Origin of the sequence: Olivibacter ginsenosidimutans, from assembly GCF_039542865.1 — a bacterium.
Lineage (GTDB): Bacteria > Bacteroidota > Bacteroidia > Sphingobacteriales > Sphingobacteriaceae > Olivibacter > Olivibacter ginsenosidimutans.
The window spans coordinates 209,360-231,216 of record NZ_BAABIQ010000044.1; the positions used below are offsets into that span (position 1 = coordinate 209,360).

At 40.6% G+C, this 21,857-nt stretch carries 14 protein-coding genes; 2 read left to right on the top strand and 12 right to left on the bottom strand.

Annotated elements, in window-relative coordinates; all coding sequences use genetic code 11:
• Positions 1 to 186 precede the first annotated feature (186 nt).
• The gene (locus ABD930_RS20445; RefSeq protein WP_345234876.1) at positions 187 to 678 is read left to right on the top strand and encodes a nucleoside deaminase; all 492 of its coding nucleotides are present in this window, start codon (positions 187 to 189) and stop codon (positions 676 to 678) included.
• On the opposite strand, the gene ABD930_RS20450 is transcribed toward ABD930_RS20445, so the two are convergent.
• The 12 genes from ABD930_RS20450 to ABD930_RS20505 all read right to left on the bottom strand — a co-directional run bounded on the left by ABD930_RS20450 (position 675) and on the right by ABD930_RS20505 (position 21,133).
• The gene (locus tag ABD930_RS20450; protein ID WP_345234878.1) at positions 675 to 2,498 is read right to left on the bottom strand and encodes an alpha-1,3-galactosidase-related protein; all 1,824 of its coding nucleotides are present in this window, start codon (positions 2,496 to 2,498) and stop codon (positions 675 to 677) included. The two genes, ABD930_RS20445 and ABD930_RS20450, sit on opposite strands and share 4 nt — an antisense overlap.
• 62 nt (positions 2,499 to 2,560) lie before the next feature.
• Positions 2,561 to 5,572, bottom strand: a complete 3,012-nt coding sequence (locus ABD930_RS20455) for a glycoside hydrolase domain-containing protein (RefSeq protein ID WP_345234880.1) — start codon at positions 5,570 to 5,572, stop codon at positions 2,561 to 2,563.
• A gap of 8 nt (positions 5,573 to 5,580) precedes the next feature.
• The gene (locus ABD930_RS20460; protein ID WP_345234882.1) at positions 5,581 to 7,437 is read right to left on the bottom strand and encodes a right-handed parallel beta-helix repeat-containing protein; all 1,857 of its coding nucleotides are present in this window, start codon (positions 7,435 to 7,437) and stop codon (positions 5,581 to 5,583) included.
• Positions 7,438 to 7,452: 15 nt separating this feature from the next.
• Positions 7,453 to 7,824, bottom strand: a complete 372-nt coding sequence (locus ABD930_RS20465) for a DUF5018-related domain-containing protein (protein WP_345234884.1) — start codon at positions 7,822 to 7,824, stop codon at positions 7,453 to 7,455.
• Between the two features lie 17 nt (positions 7,825 to 7,841).
• Positions 7,842 to 9,527 carry a RagB/SusD family nutrient uptake outer membrane protein gene (locus ABD930_RS20470; protein WP_345234887.1) on the bottom strand — a complete coding sequence of 562 codons (1,686 nt, stop codon included), beginning with the start codon at positions 9,525 to 9,527 and terminating at the stop codon, positions 7,842 to 7,844.
• Between the two features lie 86 nt (positions 9,528 to 9,613).
• Positions 9,614 to 13,048 carry a TonB-dependent receptor gene (locus ABD930_RS20475; protein ID WP_345234889.1) on the bottom strand — a complete coding sequence of 1,145 codons (3,435 nt, stop codon included), beginning with the start codon at positions 13,046 to 13,048 and terminating at the stop codon, positions 9,614 to 9,616.
• Between the two features lie 165 nt (positions 13,049 to 13,213).
• A complete protein-coding gene (locus tag ABD930_RS20480; protein WP_345234891.1) occupies positions 13,214 to 14,395 on the bottom strand; it encodes a FecR family protein in 1,182 nt (393 codons plus the stop codon).
• A 75-nt stretch (positions 14,396 to 14,470) separates the two neighbouring features.
• Positions 14,471 to 15,055: an RNA polymerase sigma factor gene (locus ABD930_RS20485; protein ID WP_345234893.1), complete on the bottom strand. Its 585-nt coding sequence runs from the start codon at positions 15,053 to 15,055 to the stop codon at positions 14,471 to 14,473.
• A 151-nt stretch (positions 15,056 to 15,206) separates the two neighbouring features.
• Positions 15,207 to 16,757 carry a CotH kinase family protein gene (locus ABD930_RS20490; RefSeq protein ID WP_345234895.1) on the bottom strand — a complete coding sequence of 517 codons (1,551 nt, stop codon included), beginning with the start codon at positions 16,755 to 16,757 and terminating at the stop codon, positions 15,207 to 15,209.
• 32 nt (positions 16,758 to 16,789) lie between these two features.
• On the bottom strand, positions 16,790 to 18,667 hold the full coding sequence (locus ABD930_RS20495) for a CocE/NonD family hydrolase (protein WP_345234897.1): 1,878 nt from the start codon (positions 18,665 to 18,667) through the stop codon (positions 16,790 to 16,792).
• A 296-nt stretch (positions 18,668 to 18,963) separates the two neighbouring features.
• Positions 18,964 to 20,367, bottom strand: a complete 1,404-nt coding sequence (locus ABD930_RS20500) for a radical SAM protein (protein ID WP_345234899.1) — start codon at positions 20,365 to 20,367, stop codon at positions 18,964 to 18,966.
• Complete coding sequence (locus ABD930_RS20505) at positions 20,360 to 21,133, bottom strand: prolipoprotein diacylglyceryl transferase (protein ID WP_345234901.1); 774 nt, start codon at positions 21,131 to 21,133, stop codon at positions 20,360 to 20,362. The genes ABD930_RS20500 and ABD930_RS20505 overlap by 8 nt, the downstream gene beginning before the upstream one ends.
• 291 nt (positions 21,134 to 21,424) lie before the next feature.
• Between ABD930_RS20505 and ABD930_RS20510 the strand changes: the two genes are divergently transcribed.
• Positions 21,425 to 21,826: an HYC_CC_PP family protein gene (locus tag ABD930_RS20510; protein ID WP_345234903.1), complete on the top strand. Its 402-nt coding sequence runs from the start codon at positions 21,425 to 21,427 to the stop codon at positions 21,824 to 21,826.
• The last annotated feature ends 31 nt before the right edge of the window (positions 21,827 to 21,857 follow it).

Below are 21,857 nucleotides of genomic sequence, written 5' to 3' on the forward strand. Positions count from 1 at the left end.
TTTTAAATAGATGTGCAAAAATTAAGAAAAATATCACCGGAATTAGTAATTTTTTTTTCACCTATTTCATCAATCCCTATTCCGGAAAGAAAATGGAGATCAAAAGAAGAATGCGTATCTTTATAAAAATTTGGTAACTATATACCTTTTCAACGTCATGGAGAAGGGTATAATTAACGCTATTTTATGATGAAAACGATGCTCACCGACAAAGATATCGCTTATTTACAACAGGCTGTTGATCTTGCTTTAGTAGGTGTTAAGCAAGGTATGGGTGGGCCATTTGGCTGCATCATCGTTAAAGATGACCGTGTCATCGGAAAAGGTTATAATCAAGTAATTTCCGATAATGATCCAACAGCGCACGCGGAAGTTGTTGCCATACGTGACGCTTGCACGCACCTCGGCAGTTATCAACTGACCGGTTGTACCCTTTATACGTCCTGCGAACCCTGCCCCATGTGTTTGGGCGCAATCTATTGGGCAAGGCCTGAACGGATATTATACGCAACTACACGTTTCACCGCTGCAGATGCCGGTTTTGACGACAAATTCATTTACGACGAAATCGCCATTCCCGACAATGACCGAAAAATTCCCTTCGTCTTCTACCACGAAGAACAATTTCTAAAACCTTTTCAATATTGGAAAGAACAGCAGGATAAACGTCTGTATTAATGGGATAAGATAAAATCATCCTGTAAACGTAAATCATGAGTATCCATGTATTCCAGTACTACATTTTTTCCTAACAGTTCAGGATCAATCGTATTATCTAAAATTTGCGCATTCCGGCAACCTATCAATGTAAAAGTAGCTTTACGTGGATGAAAAGGCTTAAATTCGTAACTCCGATGCAATTGGTTATGTTTAAACGACAAGCCATCCACGGATTGTGCAAATAGTATAGGATAATCAAAAGCAAAGAATACGTTATCTTCCATACGAATATTGCGATGGTACCGATCAGTCTGTTCGTTCATTACTGGAATTTCAGGAAATATGCTAATGATAGCTTCCGTAAATTGATATAAGGAATTATTGCAGGAGGATAAGAATTTATTACCCTTGATTAGACAGTCTGTTACAGCCCCCGATTCATACCATGAGTTTACATCTCCAGCAATCAATACGGCCGAACCACTTGACTTAAATACATTATGTTCAATTCGTATCGATTTTGGTGTTGAAACGAGAACACCTCTTGCTCGATTACCGCCGAATGTAGATGTCCGAATAAGCACTGTCGGTGTCCAATCCATATTTTCCAAGCCAAATCCCTCTTGAATAGTACTCGGAATAGCCGATGTCAAGGTAAGTTCAAAATCTGTCGTACTGATCTGTTTAAAAGCTTGTACAGTGGTATTACCTACCGTTTTCATCGAAGTATTATCGATGAAAGCTATATTTTCACCCGCTCGTGCCCATGGCATTCCCGTGCTCATATGTTCCATAAAACGACACAGTAACTTATTGCTCCCAAGTTTACGGATGATGCGCACATAAGTACCATGTACATTAATTGGATCATCCATAAGCCCTTCAAACATACACGCTTCTACCTTAATAGTACCGCGACAATTCGAGAAATGCAAGCCATCATCATGTCCACTAAAATACCGACCTTTTGTTTTATTAGGAACAATATTTACCCGTTCAAAAGATACATTTTCTGCATATTGAGAGAGAATTCCCAAGCCTGCACAATGGTAAGCATTCACATCCTGTATATGTACGTTACGACTTTCATTAATAAACATTAGCGCATGATCACGATCATTATGCCGAAGAATAAGGATATTACCCTTTGCCGGCTTACGTTTAAAAGCATAATGCAAGCGTACAATATCTTTGCCCAATTTTTCAGCGGTATATTTTTGCCATCCCGATCCTAATGCACTTGGATTATCACCCGTGTTATATGCTATAAGATTGGTTTCTTTATCCACTTCCATTACTCCGGTAATCACTCCCTTCCATCCTTCTGCAGAAAAGATGATCTTTCCATCGACAATGCTATATGGATACTGCTTAGCATCTAAGGATATATCTAGGTAATTGCTATTGGTATCCACAACGAGCGCCTGTGCAGTTAAAGGAAATTCCCAATCAATGGCTAAATTCTTAATCACAATCTGCTCACTCTTCTCGATGGTTATGGGTTGAATACGGTCATGAAAAACAAAAGAAGAACCTTTGCCATCTATTGTTAAATGTTGCATCGTTTCAATGAAAATAGCGAGTCGTTTGGGATTATTATCCGTCGTATTGGATTCAAAATAGGTACGCTCAAGCATTTTATCTGGCCAGAAATCGTATCGCCCCTTTGCGAATGCCAACACCGGATTCTTCATCCCTTTTGCTTTCTTTAAGGCTTGGTATACTGCCTGAACAGCATTCTCTTTGGTATTGGGCTTTAAACCAAAATCGCTCACGTATAACGTATCGTCTATGTTGTTATGGTCAGCAGTTCTTGCCTTTGCAACGGCTGTGTTCATAAGATGTAATCCTATAAACAATAGGCAGCAAAGGAACATAAGTGGTAAGTGTTTCAACGGTATCATTTTCTTTCTTTAGTTAAAGGTGTTACTGCTAAAATCAATCCTTCTTTTTTCTTGATCTGCAACGCTTCCTGTAAGTTAAACATGCGTTTCGATTGAAAATCCGCAATTTCAGGTGCTTCTAAACGAACATATTTCGGGTCGAAACCCAATTTGGACCAATCAATCTGCAACCGAACCGACACATCATCCTTACCAAAGTTTCCAATAGCGATCAGTGCTTGATCAGGTTTACGATAAACGGTTGCTTTTACAAGTTCATGATTGGTTTCTACTATTTTATTAGTAGCCCAATAGCCGATCATTTCAGCATCTTCAATACCGAATGTTTGCCATAACTTCCAAATTGGTACCGGTGAAAATGGACCATATGAATGACGGGCTGTTGCGCCATAAACCATTCCGAGATATGGATTACCGCCGTCCTGTAGCATATCACTCATTTGTCCAAATGGAATCCCGGAAAACGTTACGAACCATTCATCCGGCGTCATTTCGTTGTACTTAAAGCTTTCTCCAAACCATAAGCGATCTACATAAGGAAAGAAATCCGTGTATTGGTTAGCGGGGCCGATGGAATAACCAGTGTTGGAGTGCAAATCAATCAACGCATCTGGGCGATACTTTGCAGCGATTTTCCGCATACGTTTCATCACGCTTCTATCAAAGGATACATCATCCATATAAATACCGTCTAATTGATCATGTTCATACATCCATCGAAGCCCTTCTAAATAATAATTAATCCAACGCGAAAAGCCATTTAAAACCAAAGCCGCATCAGCCTGTTCTCCGGGGAGTTCAGTATACCACGCCGGTTTATAATCCGCAATCAGATGCTCCATCTGCCAAGGCGTACCATATCCTACACCACCGGTAAATATTTCGTGATGCAGGCTTTTTAAAGCATACAATTCGGTAGCATGATTCGTTAATTCCCTTATTGTATAATAAAGCTTCACTTTTCTATTCGCCTGGTGCTGTTCTTTTATAAAGGCCTTTAATGAATCTTGTACCATAAATGGATAGTTGATTACTGGATTAAGACGAGTTGCGTGATGAATGTTGGCGATATTCGCCCCTTCCTTGGCTGCCTTATTAAATCCATCCGGTGTCGAATGGTAATACCGTTGCGAAAAATGACCTTTCGTATCAACCGATTTAACTGGTGTAATCAGAAGGGCAAACTCGATCACTGTGGTATCACGACCAATTGTTTTTTTTCCTGATTCTGCGATCACTTCTTTTCCATTAAAAACGTTTGGTTTAAGGACTACTTGTCCTAAACCACCATTAGCCCAGAATGCAGGCGCATCAGGTTTATAGTCGTTTAACAGAGGCCCATGGTAAGCTCCCCCTCTAAATTCCGTATGTAGACCAGCTTGATCGTTGCCAATCCAATAGCTATCCCAAGGGCCTTTCCAATTCCAGCGATAGCTTTTAGGTGTATATCCACCCTTAAATCCAACTCCCATGAAATAGGTGGAAATAGGTTGTGGATAAGATGCAATAAGACGTATATTCGGTATGGTTATGGGTCTTTCTGCAGCTAATTTGATGCGATAGCGGATATAACCATCATATTCCATATACGCATGGCAATTAAAAGAAATACCGTCTTTCAGCTGATGCGCTTGCCAACTCACCAAGCCCTTATCGTCTTGTTTTAATGAAAAACTATCGCCTTCAATATTCAGTACCTTTTCTGGCATTTCCAGTTGAAGCATCAGCGGTTTAGCTAAGATGGATTGCTTATTCATGATAATCATTTCAGGCAGTCCATTTTTTGCCAACTGCACCGTTCTTCCTGTTGCCTCAATGGTATTCTCATGCACATGCATATCCGAATACGGTTGAACAGGCAGACTATCGATACCTATCGTTGAGTTCAGCCATCTCAGTCGCGCATGTCGCCATAAATCGCTATCCCCTTTGTCTGCTAAAACATTATCGCCAACATGGATGGTAATCGATAAGTCTTTTGTTTGTTGGCCATCTGCTGATATACGCATATTACCCTTATATGTTCCCGGTTCCGCGTCCTTTGGTATTTGAACCCCATTCCATAATGCTTGAATTTTTCCAGGCGGCACCTGAATAGCGAACTGAACGGATTTTCCATCCCATCCCGTCCCTTCTTGATTAAAACAGGTCAATTGATCTTTCTTAATAACAGCATCAGCTGAGCGTAAATCACTAAAATCAACCCGTACGTCCTTAAGTGAATCCATCGCCCATAAACCCACCTGCCAAACGTAAAATTCATGCTTTGATGCATATCCTTCAAAATCAGCTGAAGGGCCTTTTTTTACCCAGCGCCAAGGCAATCGATTGGGTAATCGTATCGGAAAGGCCCTATCTTCGGGAAAGAGTATGAAGGCACTATTCGTGTCTCTATCGCTAATTTCTTGCTCCTCTTTATCCGTAGCAATGATGCCCATGGATGTAAAGTAATCAAATTTAGTGCGGCTCTCAAACTTTTTGACTTGCACTTTCGATAGCTGGTTAACTGCCTTTGCAACGTTTTGCTTCCATGAAACATCCGCGGTATATTCAGGGGGAAGATAATCGTTCCAAGGTTTTCCGTACCGCGCATCACCGGATCCTTTACGAAATTTATAAGGTAAATAATAAATATAATAATCGGCAGATTGTGGAAACGGTTGAAAAGCAATTAATCCCTTTTCATTCGTAATCGACAAAGCGTCTACATTTTTCACTTCCCGTCCACTATGTGCTTCAACAACAATCACGTTCTTTGTTTCTGGATGAATATCAGGCCTTCGCCAAGGAATTTCGGCTAATACGGCATCCTCCTGAGGGTTATTCACTTTTACCAACACCCGATGGTTCCCCCGCATATCTGCACGCCAAGGTGAATCGGCTATACTGAAGGTTACCCCATCAACTATAAAGCTTTCATATTGGCTATCACCTGAATATTGTTCAACCTGTTGGGAACAAGCATAAAGGAAAAAGCAAACCGTAATTAAAAAAAATATATTTTTCATTGTAATGGTTACCATGTATGATGCGTATTTAAACCTTTTAATTCGCGCAACACAAATCCTTGTTTTTGGTCAATGTTTACGTCCGATTTTTGCATATGCTCAATCAACACATCTCGCGTTTGATACTGATCATCTATAAGATTGTTTTTAATGATCACTTTTCGACAACCATCTAATAAGCATGCAGATTTTTGCCAAGTATAGGGTTGATACGTGAAGGTTTTTATAATTGTATTGTCTGTAAACCATAATCCATCTACCGATCGTGCCCGTATTAAAGGGGCATCGAATACCTTAAACGTATTGTGAAGAATTCGAATATGTTGATGGTATGGTACATCATGAACAGAAGATGGTTTATGTGAAGGTGTAATGGTAATTACAGCTTCACCCCACTCACCCCGATTACCATGGGCATTTCCTGAGGTCAAACAATCTTCAAATACATTATTCCGAATCAACAAGTTACGATGTGCTCCGGATTCAAACCAGAAATCCAAATCCCCTTCAATCAATATGGCCGTGCCGGCTGTACGAAAGTAATTGTTTTCAATGATTGCCTCCTGAGGGGTGGTCACCAAAATACCGCGTGCCCGATGCCTCTTTAGGATACGACAGTTTCGCAATTCCAAACGAGCAGTCCAGGTTTTATTTTCTATGAAATCATTTGTGTTAACGGTACTTGGCAATTTTTCGTTAAAAGTAACTTCATATCCACGTAACTTTTCCTGATCATATACCGCTTTTATCGCCGCAATTTGCAAACTATCCGTTCGTTGTGCCGTTCCCGAATCAACCAACCACACCTCATCCCCAACCCCATTATATCCTCCCCTTTCGTTAAGTAATACTGTATGCTTATCCACGATAGCTAAAATCTTAGCGTTTGTCCCATGTACGTTAATGAAATCGTCTCCTTGTCCGGTATGTGCACAATTTTCTACTTTAATGGTACCCTTACAGTTGATAAAATGCGATGCATCGGCAATGATACTAAATACTCGTCCCTTTGTATCATTAACCATCATCGACGCGTTGTCCATGGTGATATTCTCGCTTCTAATGCCTAAAACTCCGTGACTCAGGGCGTGGTAAATACAGAGGTCTTTCAATAAGACCTCTGTACTATTTTTAATTTCAAACCCGACGATAGCGTAACGAAGATGGAATAAAGAAACGAAAGTACCTGAATCAGGTTTGATTTTCACTTGGCCATGGAAACGCACATTCCCATTTGGTAATTCTTCGGCCTTTTGTGTAAAAATGTCTCCTAATGGATTATCCCAGGTATGGTAGACAATCTCTTTACGCGCTTTATCGTAAAGGTTATTATAAACGTTTAATACTGGTAATTTCCAATCTTCACCATAGAAGAAAATGGTATCACGCTCGATCGTATACGGATAATTCCGTCGATCAATTCGCACATCTAATGTACTATCTGTAGTAGCTGTAATCACCGCTTGGGAGATAAATGGCCGGTCCCAATCGACCGAAAATCCTTTAAAAGCGATATTACTGCTCGAATCAATGCGCGCTATCTGCATTTTTCCATGAAAGATAAAAGAAGAATTATTCCCTTCAACAGTAATTCCCTTAAGTTGCTGCATATCGAAACCGATCTGCTCTGTATTTCCCGCTTGGGTTACAGGCCAAAAGTCGTAACGACCTGTTGGAAAATCGATGATGATGCCTTGCTTATGCTGGCAAAACTTCAATGCCTTTTTTATCGCCGGAAGCGCATTAACGGATTGATTAGGCCCGATACCAAAGTCAGTAATCGAAACCACCTGTTGTGCTAAGCCTTTAACTACCAGAAAGAAAAAAGAGCATAATAAGACAATGGATACATGAGTTGCTTTCATTGGAAGTAGTTCTTTTTAATGTGTAACTGTTATCGTCCAATTTCTTTTAGTGGTACGATCTCCCGCAATTAGTGTATACGTTACCGGTAAAGAAAAGTCTGTATAATTACCCATTACGGGTTCTACAACTACTCCTTCAGAAACCGTCGCCGTAGGAAATAATTTATTCAGTGATGCGTCTGCATTGGCTTTCACGGTAACTGTAGACGTTGCCTCATCAATCGTATAATCCATAACAACGTCTTCACCAGCATCGTTCAGCACCCGAATAGCTGTTATCTGAGCCTTATCGCTCAAGCTAGACGGATAGGTGTATAATTCATCTTTACTACATCCTATGGCGAACATCATCAGGGCCAGCAGCAAGAATAGCTTATATTTTATCATGATCTATTATTTAAAAATTACCAACCATTATTTTGAACCATATTTTGGTTATTTCTCAATTCAACTGCAGGGATTGGCCATAAATAGTACTTGTTTGTAATAAATTTACGTTGAAGCAATATAGAAGCCTGTCCATACGTCTCTCGTCGAAATCCATAGAACTCTACCCCATTTGGCATTGTACGAGCGTATTCTCGCCATCGCTTATAATCCCAGACCAAAACTTGCTCGGCAATGAGCTCAATTTTCCGCTCATGTTTAATAATCTCACGCATATCTTCTTTGTCCGTAACAACAATAGTTGGCATATCTACCCGATTGCGTACCATATTCACATAAGTCACCGCATCAGCTGCTCGCCCCAACTCGTTCAATGCTTCAGCATAAAGCAATAGCATATCAGCGTAGCGTACTAGTGGAAAATTATTGTCGCTATTGCCATAATAATAGACAGGATTGAAATTGGTTGGATCGACCAATTTTTTAAAGAAGTAACAATCATTTTCCCAATCTGGAGCAAAGTTTCTATTGGCCGGAGCCCAATCTTCCCCTCGCTTCTGAAGAACGCCATTCGCATCTTGATAAATATTGGGGTTAAAAAAAGTTGCGTTCAAACGAGGGTCCCTGTCTTTAAATTCATTTTTCGGATCATACGTATCCGATTTGCCTAATAAGGGACTCTTCAATGTCTTTGTATTGCGATAGCTATTCATTTCACGAAAACTTATTCCATGTGCTTGCCACCCTGCCTTGTCCTCAAACATATCAATATAATTCTGCTGTGCCTGTTGGCCTTTCCAACCCGGACCAGCAAAGGAAGTACTTATATTACTCGGTCTTAAGTCTTTTATATATTGATCAGAAAAAATGATTTCTTTATTATCAGCTCCTTCATTCTCCGCCCAAAAGATTTGGGTAAAATTATCTGTTGGGTCTTCCACTTTCCTAAATAATTCGAATTTACCACTATTGACAATAGCGGCTAAGGCATCAGCAGCCACTTGATAATAGGCCGGTTTATCATAAAAGCCCGCGTAGTGCAAAGCAGCCCTTGCTTCATACGCTAACGCTACATATTTGTAAATCCTGCCGTGTGCGCCATCCGACTGATCTTCAGGCAATTCTTCTGCTGCTTTAGCCAGTTCTGAAATAACAAAGTCTAATACCTCTTCTGCGGAGGTACGTGCCGGCCATTCATCGGCCGAAAGCGTTTGAGTAATTAGCGGAACGTCACCAAATCCCTGTACCAAACGTAAGTAAAGGAAAGCTCTTACTACCCTTGCTTGACCAGAAAGATCGTTGTATTGCTCTGCAGAAAGCTGATCTTTTACTTTGTCTACATTCTCAAAAAAGAAATTGCAATTTCTGATGTATTGATATTTCTTTTTCCAAAAATTGGCTAGCCAACCATTGTCTGCTGTCAGGCTTCCTGTATTAAAGTCATTAAAACCAAATTCCCATGGAGCTTTTAAGTACATCAAATCGGTACAGAGATCCATATAGGGAGCTCCACCCGGAGTAAATTCTCCTCCACCATCAAGCTCATAAAAAGCTTCATATAGACCATTTACAGCATACTCTGCGTCTGATCCCTGCGTCCAGTATGACTCCTCTGAAAGATTGGTCAACGGACCTTTGTTCAAAAAATCTTTCTGACAGCCCGATAACGCAATGGATACAAAAAATAAAAATATTCGTTTCATTACCATTTAATTTTTAACACCTAGTTTCTTGGCATTGCCATTAATTAGGTTCTTTTCATCTCAAAAAATTATCCCCATTATTGCTTCTAAAAGCTAACATTTACCCCTGCCGCATAGACACGTAGTGTCGGATATATCGACGGGCCCATATCCACTTCTGGGTCGTACCCTTTTAGGTAATGCGGGGCGATGGTAAAGAGGTTTGTTCCGGTAAGGAAGACTCGCAACCCCTTCAATCCTAGTCTTTCTATGCCCTCTTTAGAAAAATTATACCCTATCTGAAGGTTTTTAAGCTTAACATAAGAAGCGTCTTTTATCCAAAAACTTGAATTTGGCCCAGTATTCATATTATACTCTTTTCGCAAGCGTGGATAAAGGGCATCGGCGTTTCTATTTTCTTCTGTCCATCGATCAAGCTGGTTCGCATCAGGCGATTGAAAATTGATGAAGGAGGTTCGAGTATTACCAATGATCTGCTTATCTACATTAAAGGCACCCTGGAAAAAAATCTGGGCATCAAAACCTTTATAACCCAAGCTTAAGTTCAAACCAAAATTATTTTTTGTATACCAATTACCTATTTTCACGTTATCGAGGTAATCCAGTTTGCCGTCCCCATTTTGATCTTTGTATTGCAAGTCACCCAATGCGGTCTGTGGAGCCACATTTTCTAATTTTTTATAGCGATCCAAAGTCTCTTCATCATTAATAATTCCGAGACTTTGATAGCCATAATAATTTCCTAAGTCTTCTCCCGGCCTGAACTCCGTACTAAACGCCGTTGCGCGATCTTTTAAATCAATTATCCAGCTATGCCATCCGGTAAAAGACAAACTTGCAGCATAGCGGAAGTTATTAGCAAAATTACCCTGTGTACCCACTGTAAGATCAAAACCTTGGCTTCCTACTTTACCAGCATTCACGGTGAGATTAGAAGAAGGAGAACCTATTGTAGTGGATATGGGAACCACTAGCAAAATATCATTGGTATTCTTTCTCCAAAGATCAAGTTCAACATTCAATTTTCCTTTAAAGAAATTGCCATCTAAACCCGCATTATACGATGTTGTTGTTTCCCATGTCAAATCCCGATTGGCAAATTCACCTGGGCGGGTACCAAATACCAATTTACCATCAAAATTATAATAAGGTCCCGATTCTATTTTGGGAAACCATAAATAGAGGGCCACTTTCTCTGCATTTCCCAATTGTCCGGCCGATAAGCGCAGTTTAAGATTATCAATGAAATCATACGCCGATAAGAAAGATTCTTTATTGATGTTCCAACCGACAGAAATGGAAGGAAAAACTCCCCACTGTTGTCCCGGAGCAAACCTGGAAGATCCGTCATAACGTAAGTTGGCCTCTAGTAGATATTTATCTTTATAGGTGTAATTCAATCTGCCAAAAAGTGAAGCAAAAGACCATTGATCTGCTCCCCCTTCGTTGGTTTGTGTAGAAGCATCACCGCCATTGAGTTCATAAATTTCATTATTAATGAACACTTTTCTAAATCCCTTAATAAAATCGCTGCGTAGACTTTCCTGAGAGTAGCCGGCCAAAGCCTTAAAAAAATGGTCGTCCAAGGTCTTCTCATAAGTAGCCGTTAATTGCAGGTCGTACTTATACTCCTTCGTCCATTCTTCAAGTAAGGAAGCCGGGCCCGTCTGGGCAATTTCTTGTTTCAACGGATCCCATGACATCCAGCTTCTGTTATAATCTTGTTTATCCCCCCAAGAATTTCTATACGTACCCATACCCTTGATGACCAGCCCTTCTATAGGTGTGTAACTGATATTTGCGGAGGTATTAAGGGTATTCCAATACGTCTTTTTTGGTCCATATTCTTCGATTGATTTTACAGGATTACCGGTATCCCACAGGTAACGATCGTTCGCAAAAATCATACTTCCCCAATTCCCGTCACTATACTTAACCCGAGCTGTTGGGGACGCCGCTAACACATTACTGAACACACCCGCTAGCCCGGTAGCATCCTTAGCCGTCCTGATATAATTAGACAAAAATTGAAATTGGATTTTTTTGGATATATCGCTAGTTATATTCGCTCGAAAATTCATACGGTTGTAATGGTCGATTTCTTTCACCATTCCTTTTTGATCGACATATTCTCCCGCTACATAGTACCTTCCCATCTTACCGTTTCCACTGACACTTAGGTGATTCGTATAAATCGGTGCCGTATTAAGTAAACTTTCTTTTTTCCAATCGGTATTGCCATGAAAATCATCTGTTAATCCATTTTGGTACATTTCCAAATCCTTCTCCGAGTAAACCGGACTTTTCCCGTCATTGACATGCACTTCGTCTACTAGTGTTGCATATTCATAGGCCGATAACTTCTTTGGAAACTGTGCCAGTGTTTGAAGACCAACATAGCTATTCAATTGGACGATCGGTTTTGTTTCCTGACTTTTTCCTTGCTTGGTTGTAACCAATATCACGCCATTAGCCGCTCTAGCACCATAAATTGCAGCAGCAGCAGCATCTTTTAATACAGAGATTGATTCAATATCCTGTGCTGGAATTTCATTCAAGGTACCCGTGGGCGTACCATCTATTAAAATCAGTGGCCCTGTATTACCATCAATCGTACCAATACCCCGTACCAGAAGAGATGGCGATGCATCCGGTTCACCAGAAGTTTCATTGATTGTTAACCCGGCAACACGTCCCTGTAAAGCCGAATAAACATTTGGCCGAGGGATATTTTGCAAATCTTCGGTGTTCACAGTCGTTACTGCAGCGGTCATGCTCGATTTACGCTGCGTACCGTAGCCTACTACGACCACCTCATCCAATTTAGCCAGGTCTTCTGCTAATATCACTTGAGTAAAGTTGGCTGATGCAGGCAATTCTTGTGATAAATAGCCGAGGATGGTAAATCGCAGGATAGCTGATCGATCCTTGACAGTTAACATAAAACGACCATCGCTTCCCGATTTCACACCATTTGTTGTTCCTTTCTCCAATATAGTTACATCGGATAATGGTTGGCTGTTTTTATCGGTTACCCTTCCTTGAATCGTTAAGCTTTGTTTTTCCATTGGAAAGAGCACCAATTTATCCACATCGGTTGGTATCGCTTTCTTATCTCGAATAATAATGGTTTGGTTTTTTACCACATAGTCGATTGGCTGATTTTTAAACATTAACTCCAATACTTCTTCAATTGGACGTTCATAAACTTGGAGCGTTACCGGCTTGGATTTCTCCAACTGTTCAATCTTATAAATAAAATCGATTTTACTCTGTTTATTTATCGCTCTAAAAATCTTGTCCAGCTTTGCATTCTTTTCGGTCAGCGTTATGCGTTGTGCCAATGCCGTAGCATGTACTTGCATAGCTGTAATAATCACCAATAGAATAGATAGTTTCATTCGAATAATGAATTTAGGTTCGGTAAACGACCAAAGGCTCCTGTACCATGATCGCTGCCATTTATCTTGGGCATGCGCAGATAGCGCCCTGGGTATTTTCCCGTGCAGGCAAAAAATCATATCTTTGTTTGATTTGAGATTTAATAATTAGATTTCACACTGATTTGTCAGCTCAGATTATTACCGGGAGTGTCGCGAGCATTCCTGGTTTTCCTTTTAGCCACATGTCTTGGTATTTAAGTCTTCATAATTTAATTGATTAAAATGGTTCATCCTTGGGTTCTATCATCCTTCTGCTCGAACGATGACTTTATTTCCTTTTATTTGAAAGTGTACGCCCCCACTTAATTCGAGCACGGTCAACACCTCTTGTAGTGATTTAGACCTTGATATTTGTCCACCAAAGTCGGCTAAATCTACTTTTCCCTGATATTCAATTTCAACGTTGTACCATCGGGCAATTTTGCGCATAATTGCTGGTAAATTCTCCCGGTCAAAAACAAAATTTCCATTTTTCCAATCGATCACAGCATCCGCATTTACCGAAACGATGTCTATTGCATCATCGTTCCCTGATCTGGAAATACGGCTTTGTTGATTCGGCTTCAACACAACTGCTTTATCAACACGAAAGCCACTCACAACACGAACAGCACCTTCAATCAACGTTGTTCTAATCGTCTGTTCTTCTTTATAAGCATTGATATTAAAATGTGTTCCTAAAACTTCTACACGCTGTTCTGCCGTATGTACGATGAACGGTATATATTTCTTATGAGGACTTTTAGCAACCTCGAAATAACCTTCCCCTGTTAATTCCACTATCCGTTGTTGTTCATTAAATTGAACTGGGAAGGTTAAGGACGAAGAAGCGTTCAACCATACCACTGTTCCATCCGACAATTCTACACGATATTGACCGCCTTTGGGTGTGCTAATGGTATTATAAACCAACTGACGTTTCGTTGAAGGAACTTGATGATCAGCTGTTTGATAGCTTAGATAGCCTTCGGCTTTTTTTAATGGCAAGCCGTGCTCTTTAAATACACTATCGTTCATCTTATTATCCAAGATGATTTTTTTCCCATTAGCTAAGGTTAAAACAGCCTTATCCGTTCCTGGTTTAGGTGTAATATGGGCCTTTTCAAAAGATGTAGGATTATTTTTTCTAGGAAGTAAAAAGAGACCAGCAACTATTAAAAGTAATACTACCGCTGCATATTTAACTAAATTGAAGCGTCTAGTCGTCGGGATCTGATCATAAAAAGCTATTTTTCTATCCGTTCGCTCTTTTAAACGAGCTGATAGCATTTTATATTGCTTTCGACTGAGAGAGGTAGTATATTCTTCTTTGGTTGCAAAAGCTTCATAATAAGCCTCTAAAAAGCTTATTTCTTCTGTAGACGCCTCGCCTGAAATATACTTGTCTACCAGTCTTAAGTATTCTTCTTTAGATAAGGGTTCCATATAGTTGGTTCTATATTATATGACCCTCTTTTTCGAAATTTGCCCACTAGGGGAGATTATTTTTTTAAATTTTATTTAAGAAAGGGATCCACTTACTTTAAGCAGCATATAAATGGTTAATATCAGTAAAAAAGTGAATGCCGTTTTTAATCGGCTAAGTGCCCTTCCCAATTGATTTCTGACCGTCTTTGGCGATATTTTTAATTGCTCAGCGATTTCATTTGTCTCCAAATTTTCATCATACCTTAACTTAAAAATTTCCCGTTGCTGCGGTGGTAAATGCTCAATCAGTTGTCTATAGGTCTCCAAAAGTTCTTTATACAGTATTTGGGCATCCGCACTTTCTCGTTGCAATCGCAATTCTTCTGCTATTTCCGTAATGGGTATATAAATTTGTTCCTTCCTTTGAAGTTTATATACTTGGTTTCTAGTAGCTATATATAAATAAGCAGGTAAATTCCGTATCTGTTCCTGTTCACGGCGTAACCATAACTGACTGAAAACTTCCTGAACAACATCTTCCGACAAGTTTAGGTTTCCCAAACGCTTATAAGCATTATTAAATACCATATCCCAATACTTGGTATACAGTGCTTGAAACGCACTTTTATCACCCATTTTAAGCCGTACAAGCCATAGCATGTCTTCAGGTGTGCTCATATGCGTTGCGATAAAAAAGTAAACAGAAGATTCGCTAAAATAGCAAATCAATGGTTAGATAAATTAAACGATCTATAGTCGGCCATTACAAATAGCTTATGCTTTAACAAGATTAATAATATTTTTTTCTATTCCCAAAAAAATCTCTTCATCAATCAAACTGTTCTCCATTGATTACTTCGTCCAACCAGTCTACACGCACGCTCAAATAGTCTCGAACAAAATCCACGTATTCCTGATAGGTTTCTCCTGCAAACCAGCTTTGGTTTACCTGTGCTCCCAACACATCCCATCTTTTAAAATTGAAACCTTGACTATACTTCAAGTGTTTAGCTTGTGCATCAACATACAGCGGGATGGTTTTTACGTCTTCCTTTACACTATTCCAACGTTCACGTACCAGTTTTTTAAACGCTGGGTCTTGCATGATACGATCGATCCACTGACGGGGCCAATGTGCGTCCGTCAGCATCAGTTTCTTTCGCGCATCATCTATGGTGTTACCTACTCTTTTATCATTATTAAACCCTAAGTCGAAATCCCATACAGGCCCAGTATATATTTTTGGATCTTGACTGCTCTTTTTGTACATGCGCATGCTCCAAAACATATCCGTATTACCGCATATTTCACTGACCAGATAATAATTCACAAAACTCGCCAGGTCAAAATACTGCTGATATCCCTTTGAAGCATCACTAAAATCCTCGCCAAACAAACTGCTTTCAAACGCCGTGTAATAGTTCTTGATATAATCGAATTGTGCTGAAGTAATATCATCCTCATCCGGAAATTTTACTGTAATGGGCATCCCCTTCGGTGTATCGAAATATGTTGGTTCTTGGTGTGCATAACCGTCTTCTTCTACGATAAACCCGCCATTATCCTCATCAATTGGAACCCGATTTTTCCCTTCTTTTACATGTTCGGTCAAATTATAATTCCCCATGTATTCCCCATTCAAAAATAACTCAACATATTGTTGTCGGGGGGTATATTCCAATTCTAACCTACGGCTTAATTCAAAGGCTACATCATTCCGCAGTAATGACTGGTCTCCATAATTAGCCATCAATGCCCAGTTTTTATCCGCCGGCATTCCCAATAATGCAGCTTTATCATGCAATTTTACCTTATATGGCTTCTTGGGCATCCCCCAAGTAGAGTTACCTCTGCCCTTGATCTCCAAAGCCCCTTCAAACAATACCTCTCCAGCTAGTCCCTTTGTAATCTTTAGCTGCCCATCTACATAATCCTCTTTACTGTCAATAGACTTCCCACCTGTAGCGATATAAACAGCAGGCAAGCCCGTATCGCTAAATTTGATCACATAGGTATGTGTATCACCATTTTCAGCAGCTATGCTATAATGGACTAATTGCGTAAAATTCTGTTCGCTTGTATCGCTATGCTGTTCAACTCCTTCTACCGTAACCCCTACACCCGTATGCACAAACGTGGGCACCAAGGTGCTCAAATCCGTACCAACCAGGGTATGGGCAAATACCGTATCGCCTATGATTTCCCCATCAATATCCATCCTCAATGCCGGGTTATTGACTTGCTTAAATATAAATGAGGACAATTCGTGCTCGGCAGATAAATCGATATCGGTTTGCTCACGATCCTTTTTACATCCCATCAATAAAGCGAAAGAAATCGCCCAGATACCCCATAAATGAAAGGCAAATTTTAGTTTCATAATTCAGTTTGGTTAGTTAAAAATCTTTAATATTAAAGCACCGACACCTCGATATGCGAGGCATGCTGCTGATCATGGTAAATGCGATGCGTTGCCTTTTGAAAATCGCTATCTTCCGCGGTGTTGTAAATATCTATAAATTGCTGTGGATTACGGTCTACCAAAGGGAACCAGGAATTCTGGATCTGGATCATGATCCGATGTCCCTTCTTAAACGTATGCGCCACATCCGGCAGGGTATAATCCACCGCCGTAATTTCTCCCGGCCTAAAAGGTTCTGGCTTTTCAAAACTATGTCGGAATTTCCCCCGAAACACTTCTCCTCTTACCAGCATCTGGTATCCCCCCATCAACACATTAGTTGGATTAGGAGAAGGATTGGGTGTATCGTCCGGATAGACATCGATGAGCTTGACCACGTAATCGGCATCAGTACCGCTTGTAGATACCTGTAGTTTGGCCAATAAAGGCCCCGTTAAGGTAATATCTTCCGTTAGGACATCTGTTTCGTAGACCTTAACATCTGGTCTTTTGGAGGCAAATCGTTGATCATCTATCATATATTCCCTACTGCGCGATTGGTTAACCCCCTTCTGGTAAGGTACTGGTGCGTTTGGATCACTCACATATTCATCATAACTTTCAGCTGCTGTAGGCTGTTCAAAACTGAGCTTACCATTGGCATGGAGATATAAGGATTTGCTGGTGGTCTCTTGAGGTGGCCAGGTATCAAAATGCTTCCATTCATTACTGCCGGTAACAAAAATGGTTGCCTCCGAAGGGTTAAATGTACCTTTCCCCTTTAAATAATAATTAAAGAACGGAAGTTCCAAAGCTTGTTGATACCAGGTACTGGTTTTCTGACCGAAGCTGATATCACCAAAGAAGCTGCCATCCCCACGTACCCACCCGCCGTGAAACCAAGGTCCCATGACCAATCGGTTATCTGCTTTGGGGTTTTGCTGTTCAATAGCTTGATACGTATGCAAAGCACCATAGCAATCTTCTGCATCGAAAAAACCTCCCACCACTAATACTGCGGGTTTAATATTTTTCAAGTGTTGCGTAATTTCGCGCGCTTGCCAAAAGGTATCTAGCGTACCATGAGTCGTAACCGCGTTCCAAAATTGAATGCTATCCCCAAAATAGCGTTCCTTTACATGTTTTAAGGCGCCTAATTTTAGGAAAAAATCGTAATTATCGTTGATGGTATAAGCCACTTTCTTTCCTTCTTGCCCCGGTTTAACCGGTTTCGGACGGGGCACGCCGAAGCTACTGTAAAAATTAAAGGCATCGGTTACAAAAAAAGCGCCATTATGGTGAAAATCATCACCACGAAACCAGTCCGTTACCGGCGCCTGCGGTGAAACCGCTTTCAGCGCAGGATGCGCATCCGGAAGTGCGGCTGTCGAATAAAACCCCGGATAAGAAATACCATAAATCCCCGCCTTTCCATTGTTATTGGCAATGTTTTTTAACAGCCAGTCGATGGTGTCGTAGGTGTCGCTACTTTCGTCTACCTGTTTTTTGCTCTTTTTATTCGGAATATACGGTCGGATATCAGCATACTTTCCTTCACTCATCCATTTCCCACGCACATCCTGATAAACGAAAATATATCCCTCACGGATGAACAAGGGATCCGGACCCAGCGTCGCCTTATACTGATCTTCTCCATAAGGCACAACCGTATAGGGTGTCCGGTTAATTAAAAACGGATATTTTTTTGTTTGGTCTTTCGGAATATAAATAGAAGTAAATAGCTTCACTCCGTCCCGCATCGGAATGTACCGTTCAATCTTGGTATAGTGCTGCCGTATATATAATGAATCGGCATTTTCTTGAGCAGAAGATGGATAGCTAAAACAAGCAAGCAGAAAAAATAATAAAGCGGTTTTGAGTGGATTCATCGAAATCGTGATTTTTTTTGTAAAAATAACAAGCAGCGCATTTAAAACAAAAGTAGCAGTAAGGAAGGTATTTTACATACCACTACAAATAGAAAAGCCAATCAGCAAAGCTAATGCGATAATAATAAAGCCGATCAAGAATAAGGTTTTGCCCTGTGCTTTTGATTTTTCGTCGCCCTTCAATAACTTAAGGAATCCAAGAAACATCAATAGCAAAGGGATGAAGGGTATTAAAAAAAATAATCCAAAAAGTTCCATACTGTTATAATTATAGTATACACTGGTACATGTCGGCTTTATGGAAGCACACGTTCATTTTGCAATGCTTTTAAATATGCTTCTTTATCATCCCGATAGAACAGGTTCATCGTCTCAAAAGGAATGATTTTTCCGTCTTTATTGACGATATGTACACAGCTCTTTTTAATACTACGCACATCAAAATCGTATGCATCTATAAAACGCATAATAATGATACGGAAAAGATTATCATAACTTAAGCCATCGGCCTGTATGTTAGGCAGGCAACACAGCAGCTGGTGCATATGCTCGGTTTCTACCTTATCTACTGATACTCCCGTACTAAAGATATCAATCATTTTCTCTTTTAGCACCTGATCCTGTTCATATACAATGGTATTTCTACTATTGTCGAGCAAAACTGCCGGATCAATATAACGCGTAAGCGGAAATACCTCACCAGCTAATTTTAGCGCATAGCCCATGGCCAAAGCGTCCGGATTACAGGGCACAGGTATAAGATCCTGCGCCGTAAAAATGGAGCTTTGTTCCAATATTTTTTGGCGTACGTCTGTCATGGTCATGCGATGCACCGCCGGATCAACTTTTTCAAAACGACCGGCAACCTGTACGGGCTGGAACGTAACCCCTCTTACACAGCGCTGTTTAAGTGCAAAATCAATAATCTCTCCTATTTCGTCATCATTGACACCCAGCTGGAGTGTGACGACCAAGGTAGTGGACAAATTTAAGGCATTCAAATGCTCCAGCGCTTGTTTACGGATTTCCGTCAAATCCTGTCCACGTAAATGCTGGTGAGCCTCCGCTTTAAAGGAATCAAACTGTAAATAAATTTCAAAATCAGGCATATAAGATGCCAGACGCTTCGTAAACTCGAAATCCTTCGCAATACGGATACCATTGGTATTCACCATGAGGTGTTTGATAGGCTTCTTTTTCGCGATATCCAAGATCTCAAAAAAATCCGGATGCACCGTAGGTTCCCCACCGCTGATCTGCACCACATCCGGTTCTCCCTCATTGGCCACGACGATATCCAGCATTTTTTCCACCTCTGCTACTGTACGATGCCGACCGTAATGTGGACTGCTCATGGCATAGCAGGTGGGGCAGGTTAAATTACAACGATCGGTAATTTCGACTACCGTCAAACAACTATGCTGTTCATGATCGACACAAAGTCCGCAATCGTAGGGACACCCATACTGCGTCTTGGTGTTAAACTGCAAGGGCATTTCCGACGGCTTGTTATAATTGCGAATATTCTTGTAATAGGCTACATCGGTTGCGATCAACACTTTCTCGAAACCATGGTGTACACAGTTTTTCAGCATGTACACCTTATTGTCTTCAAAAACAATCTTGGCATCTACCCGTCTTAAACAGGTGCTACAGATGCTCGTGGTAAAATCATAATACGTATACGGACGTTCAGGCATAAGCAGTTTTTATTAATCTTCTGGGCTTAATCATATCAGGTAAATAATACAATAGCCCCACGAGTGAAACCATTTGGATGGTTGAAAGCCCGATTGGCCAGGTATAATGCGGCTTGATAAAATCGAGTAAGAAACGGAAGCAGAAATAAGCTATCATTAATAATTTAAACAGCGCACCTTCTGATAAGTCCAATCGTTTTTCGCATTGCTTTAATCCCATCCACAGTAAAAGTAAGAAAACGATTTCATATAAACTTACCGGATGCCGCATCAAACCATCTCCCAAATCCATCCCCAAAAAGCTGGAAGTCGGTAGGCCATACGTTTCTTCGTGGACGCCCATACTAAAACAACCTATACGTCCAATAATCAAGCCCAGCAAAATAGGATATACAAATAGGTCTCCACTCTTTCGCTTCTCGCCAATCGCCAATTTAACCAGTTCTACTCCCCAAATCCCTCCTAGAAAGCCACCCAATATGGTTTTATTGAGGTAAAGGTAGGTTAAAGGATGCGTACTATTCAATAGGGCAGGAAAATTTTCCATCCCGCCTACCAACCGTGAGCCCAACAATGCCCCGATAGTAGCACCCAAAATAATCCACAACCTATTTTCTGATGAAATAGCGTCCCCACTTCGTCGCTTCAGGTATACATAATAGCGATAGGCTACAAAAAAGCTTAATACTTCTGTTACCGCATGGAGGGTGAGCTGTGCATCACCCAGCCTTATAATCACCGGAAATGTACTATTGATGAGCATCATTATCTTCACGGATAAAAATAACAAAAAACACAAACACCTAACCAACTTCACCCCAAGTTTTGCCATTTATCGGGGGTTTACCGTGACGCGACCGTGATTTCATCGAGGCTTTATCGGGAAAATCCCGATCATCCCCAGTTAGGATTAGGATCCCGCTACGCTTCAAGGTAGAAGAAAGTCAGCAGTTGACTAGAACTTAATAGGTAAATGGCTTTCTGCTTTAACAAATTTTATACATCTTCTCCATTAAAATATAAAACTGACTAATCTTTTTTTCTTACCTTTGCTTTTGTGAAGAAGGCATTTGCCCTCATATTGACCTTTTTATACCTTGGCATTGCCACGGGGTTTAGTACGTATAGCCATTATTGCATGGACCGCTACGTAGAAACCACCTTTTGGCAAAAAGATATGGGCAAATGTGGTATCTGCGGGATGGAAAAGTCCAACAGCAAAAAGAAGAATTGCTGCAAAGAAGAGCACAAACAGGTTAAGCTGGAAAAAAATCACCAAGCAGCCGAATGGGCTTTTCAACAGTTCTCCCCGCTCGCTACGGCAATATTGCCCACCAACTATGCTTTGCATCCCAGCAAAGCGTTGATCAATTTAACGGTAAGCCATCCAGTCAACAATGCGCCACCGTACAGTGGATACCCATCCCTATACGTACGCCATTGCACCTATCTTATATAGCCTTATCCTTCTTATTATTTTGACTGTAATT

What these genes read in the sequence shown, in the direction of transcription:
- ABD930_RS20445 (WP_345234876.1), top strand. Translation starts at nt 187, where the DNA reads ATGATGAAAACGATGCTCACCGACAAAGATATCGCTTATTTACAACAG.
- ABD930_RS20450 (WP_345234878.1), bottom strand. Translation starts at nt 2,498, where the DNA reads ATGAACACAGCCGTTGCAAAGGCAAGAACTGCTGACCATAACAACATA.
- ABD930_RS20455 (WP_345234880.1), bottom strand. Translation starts at nt 5,572, where the DNA reads ATGAAAAATATATTTTTTTTAATTACGGTTTGCTTTTTCCTTTATGCT.
- ABD930_RS20460 (WP_345234882.1), bottom strand. Translation starts at nt 7,437, where the DNA reads ATGAAAGCAACTCATGTATCCATTGTCTTATTATGCTCTTTTTTCTTT.
- ABD930_RS20465 (WP_345234884.1), bottom strand. Translation starts at nt 7,824, where the DNA reads ATGATAAAATATAAGCTATTCTTGCTGCTGGCCCTGATGATGTTCGCC.
- ABD930_RS20470 (WP_345234887.1), bottom strand. Translation starts at nt 9,527, where the DNA reads ATGAAACGAATATTTTTATTTTTTGTATCCATTGCGTTATCGGGCTGT.
- ABD930_RS20475 (WP_345234889.1), bottom strand. Translation starts at nt 13,048, where the DNA reads ATGATTTTTTGCCTGCACGGGAAAATACCCAGGGCGCTATCTGCGCAT.
- ABD930_RS20480 (WP_345234891.1), bottom strand. Translation starts at nt 14,395, where the DNA reads ATGGAACCCTTATCTAAAGAAGAATACTTAAGACTGGTAGACAAGTAT.
- ABD930_RS20485 (WP_345234893.1), bottom strand. Translation starts at nt 15,055, where the DNA reads ATGAGCACACCTGAAGACATGCTATGGCTTGTACGGCTTAAAATGGGT.
- ABD930_RS20490 (WP_345234895.1), bottom strand. Translation starts at nt 16,757, where the DNA reads ATGAAACTAAAATTTGCCTTTCATTTATGGGGTATCTGGGCGATTTCT.
- ABD930_RS20495 (WP_345234897.1), bottom strand. Translation starts at nt 18,667, where the DNA reads ATGAATCCACTCAAAACCGCTTTATTATTTTTTCTGCTTGCTTGTTTT.
- ABD930_RS20500 (WP_345234899.1), bottom strand. Translation starts at nt 20,367, where the DNA reads ATGCCTGAACGTCCGTATACGTATTATGATTTTACCACGAGCATCTGT.
- ABD930_RS20505 (WP_345234901.1), bottom strand. Translation starts at nt 21,133, where the DNA reads ATGATGCTCATCAATAGTACATTTCCGGTGATTATAAGGCTGGGTGAT.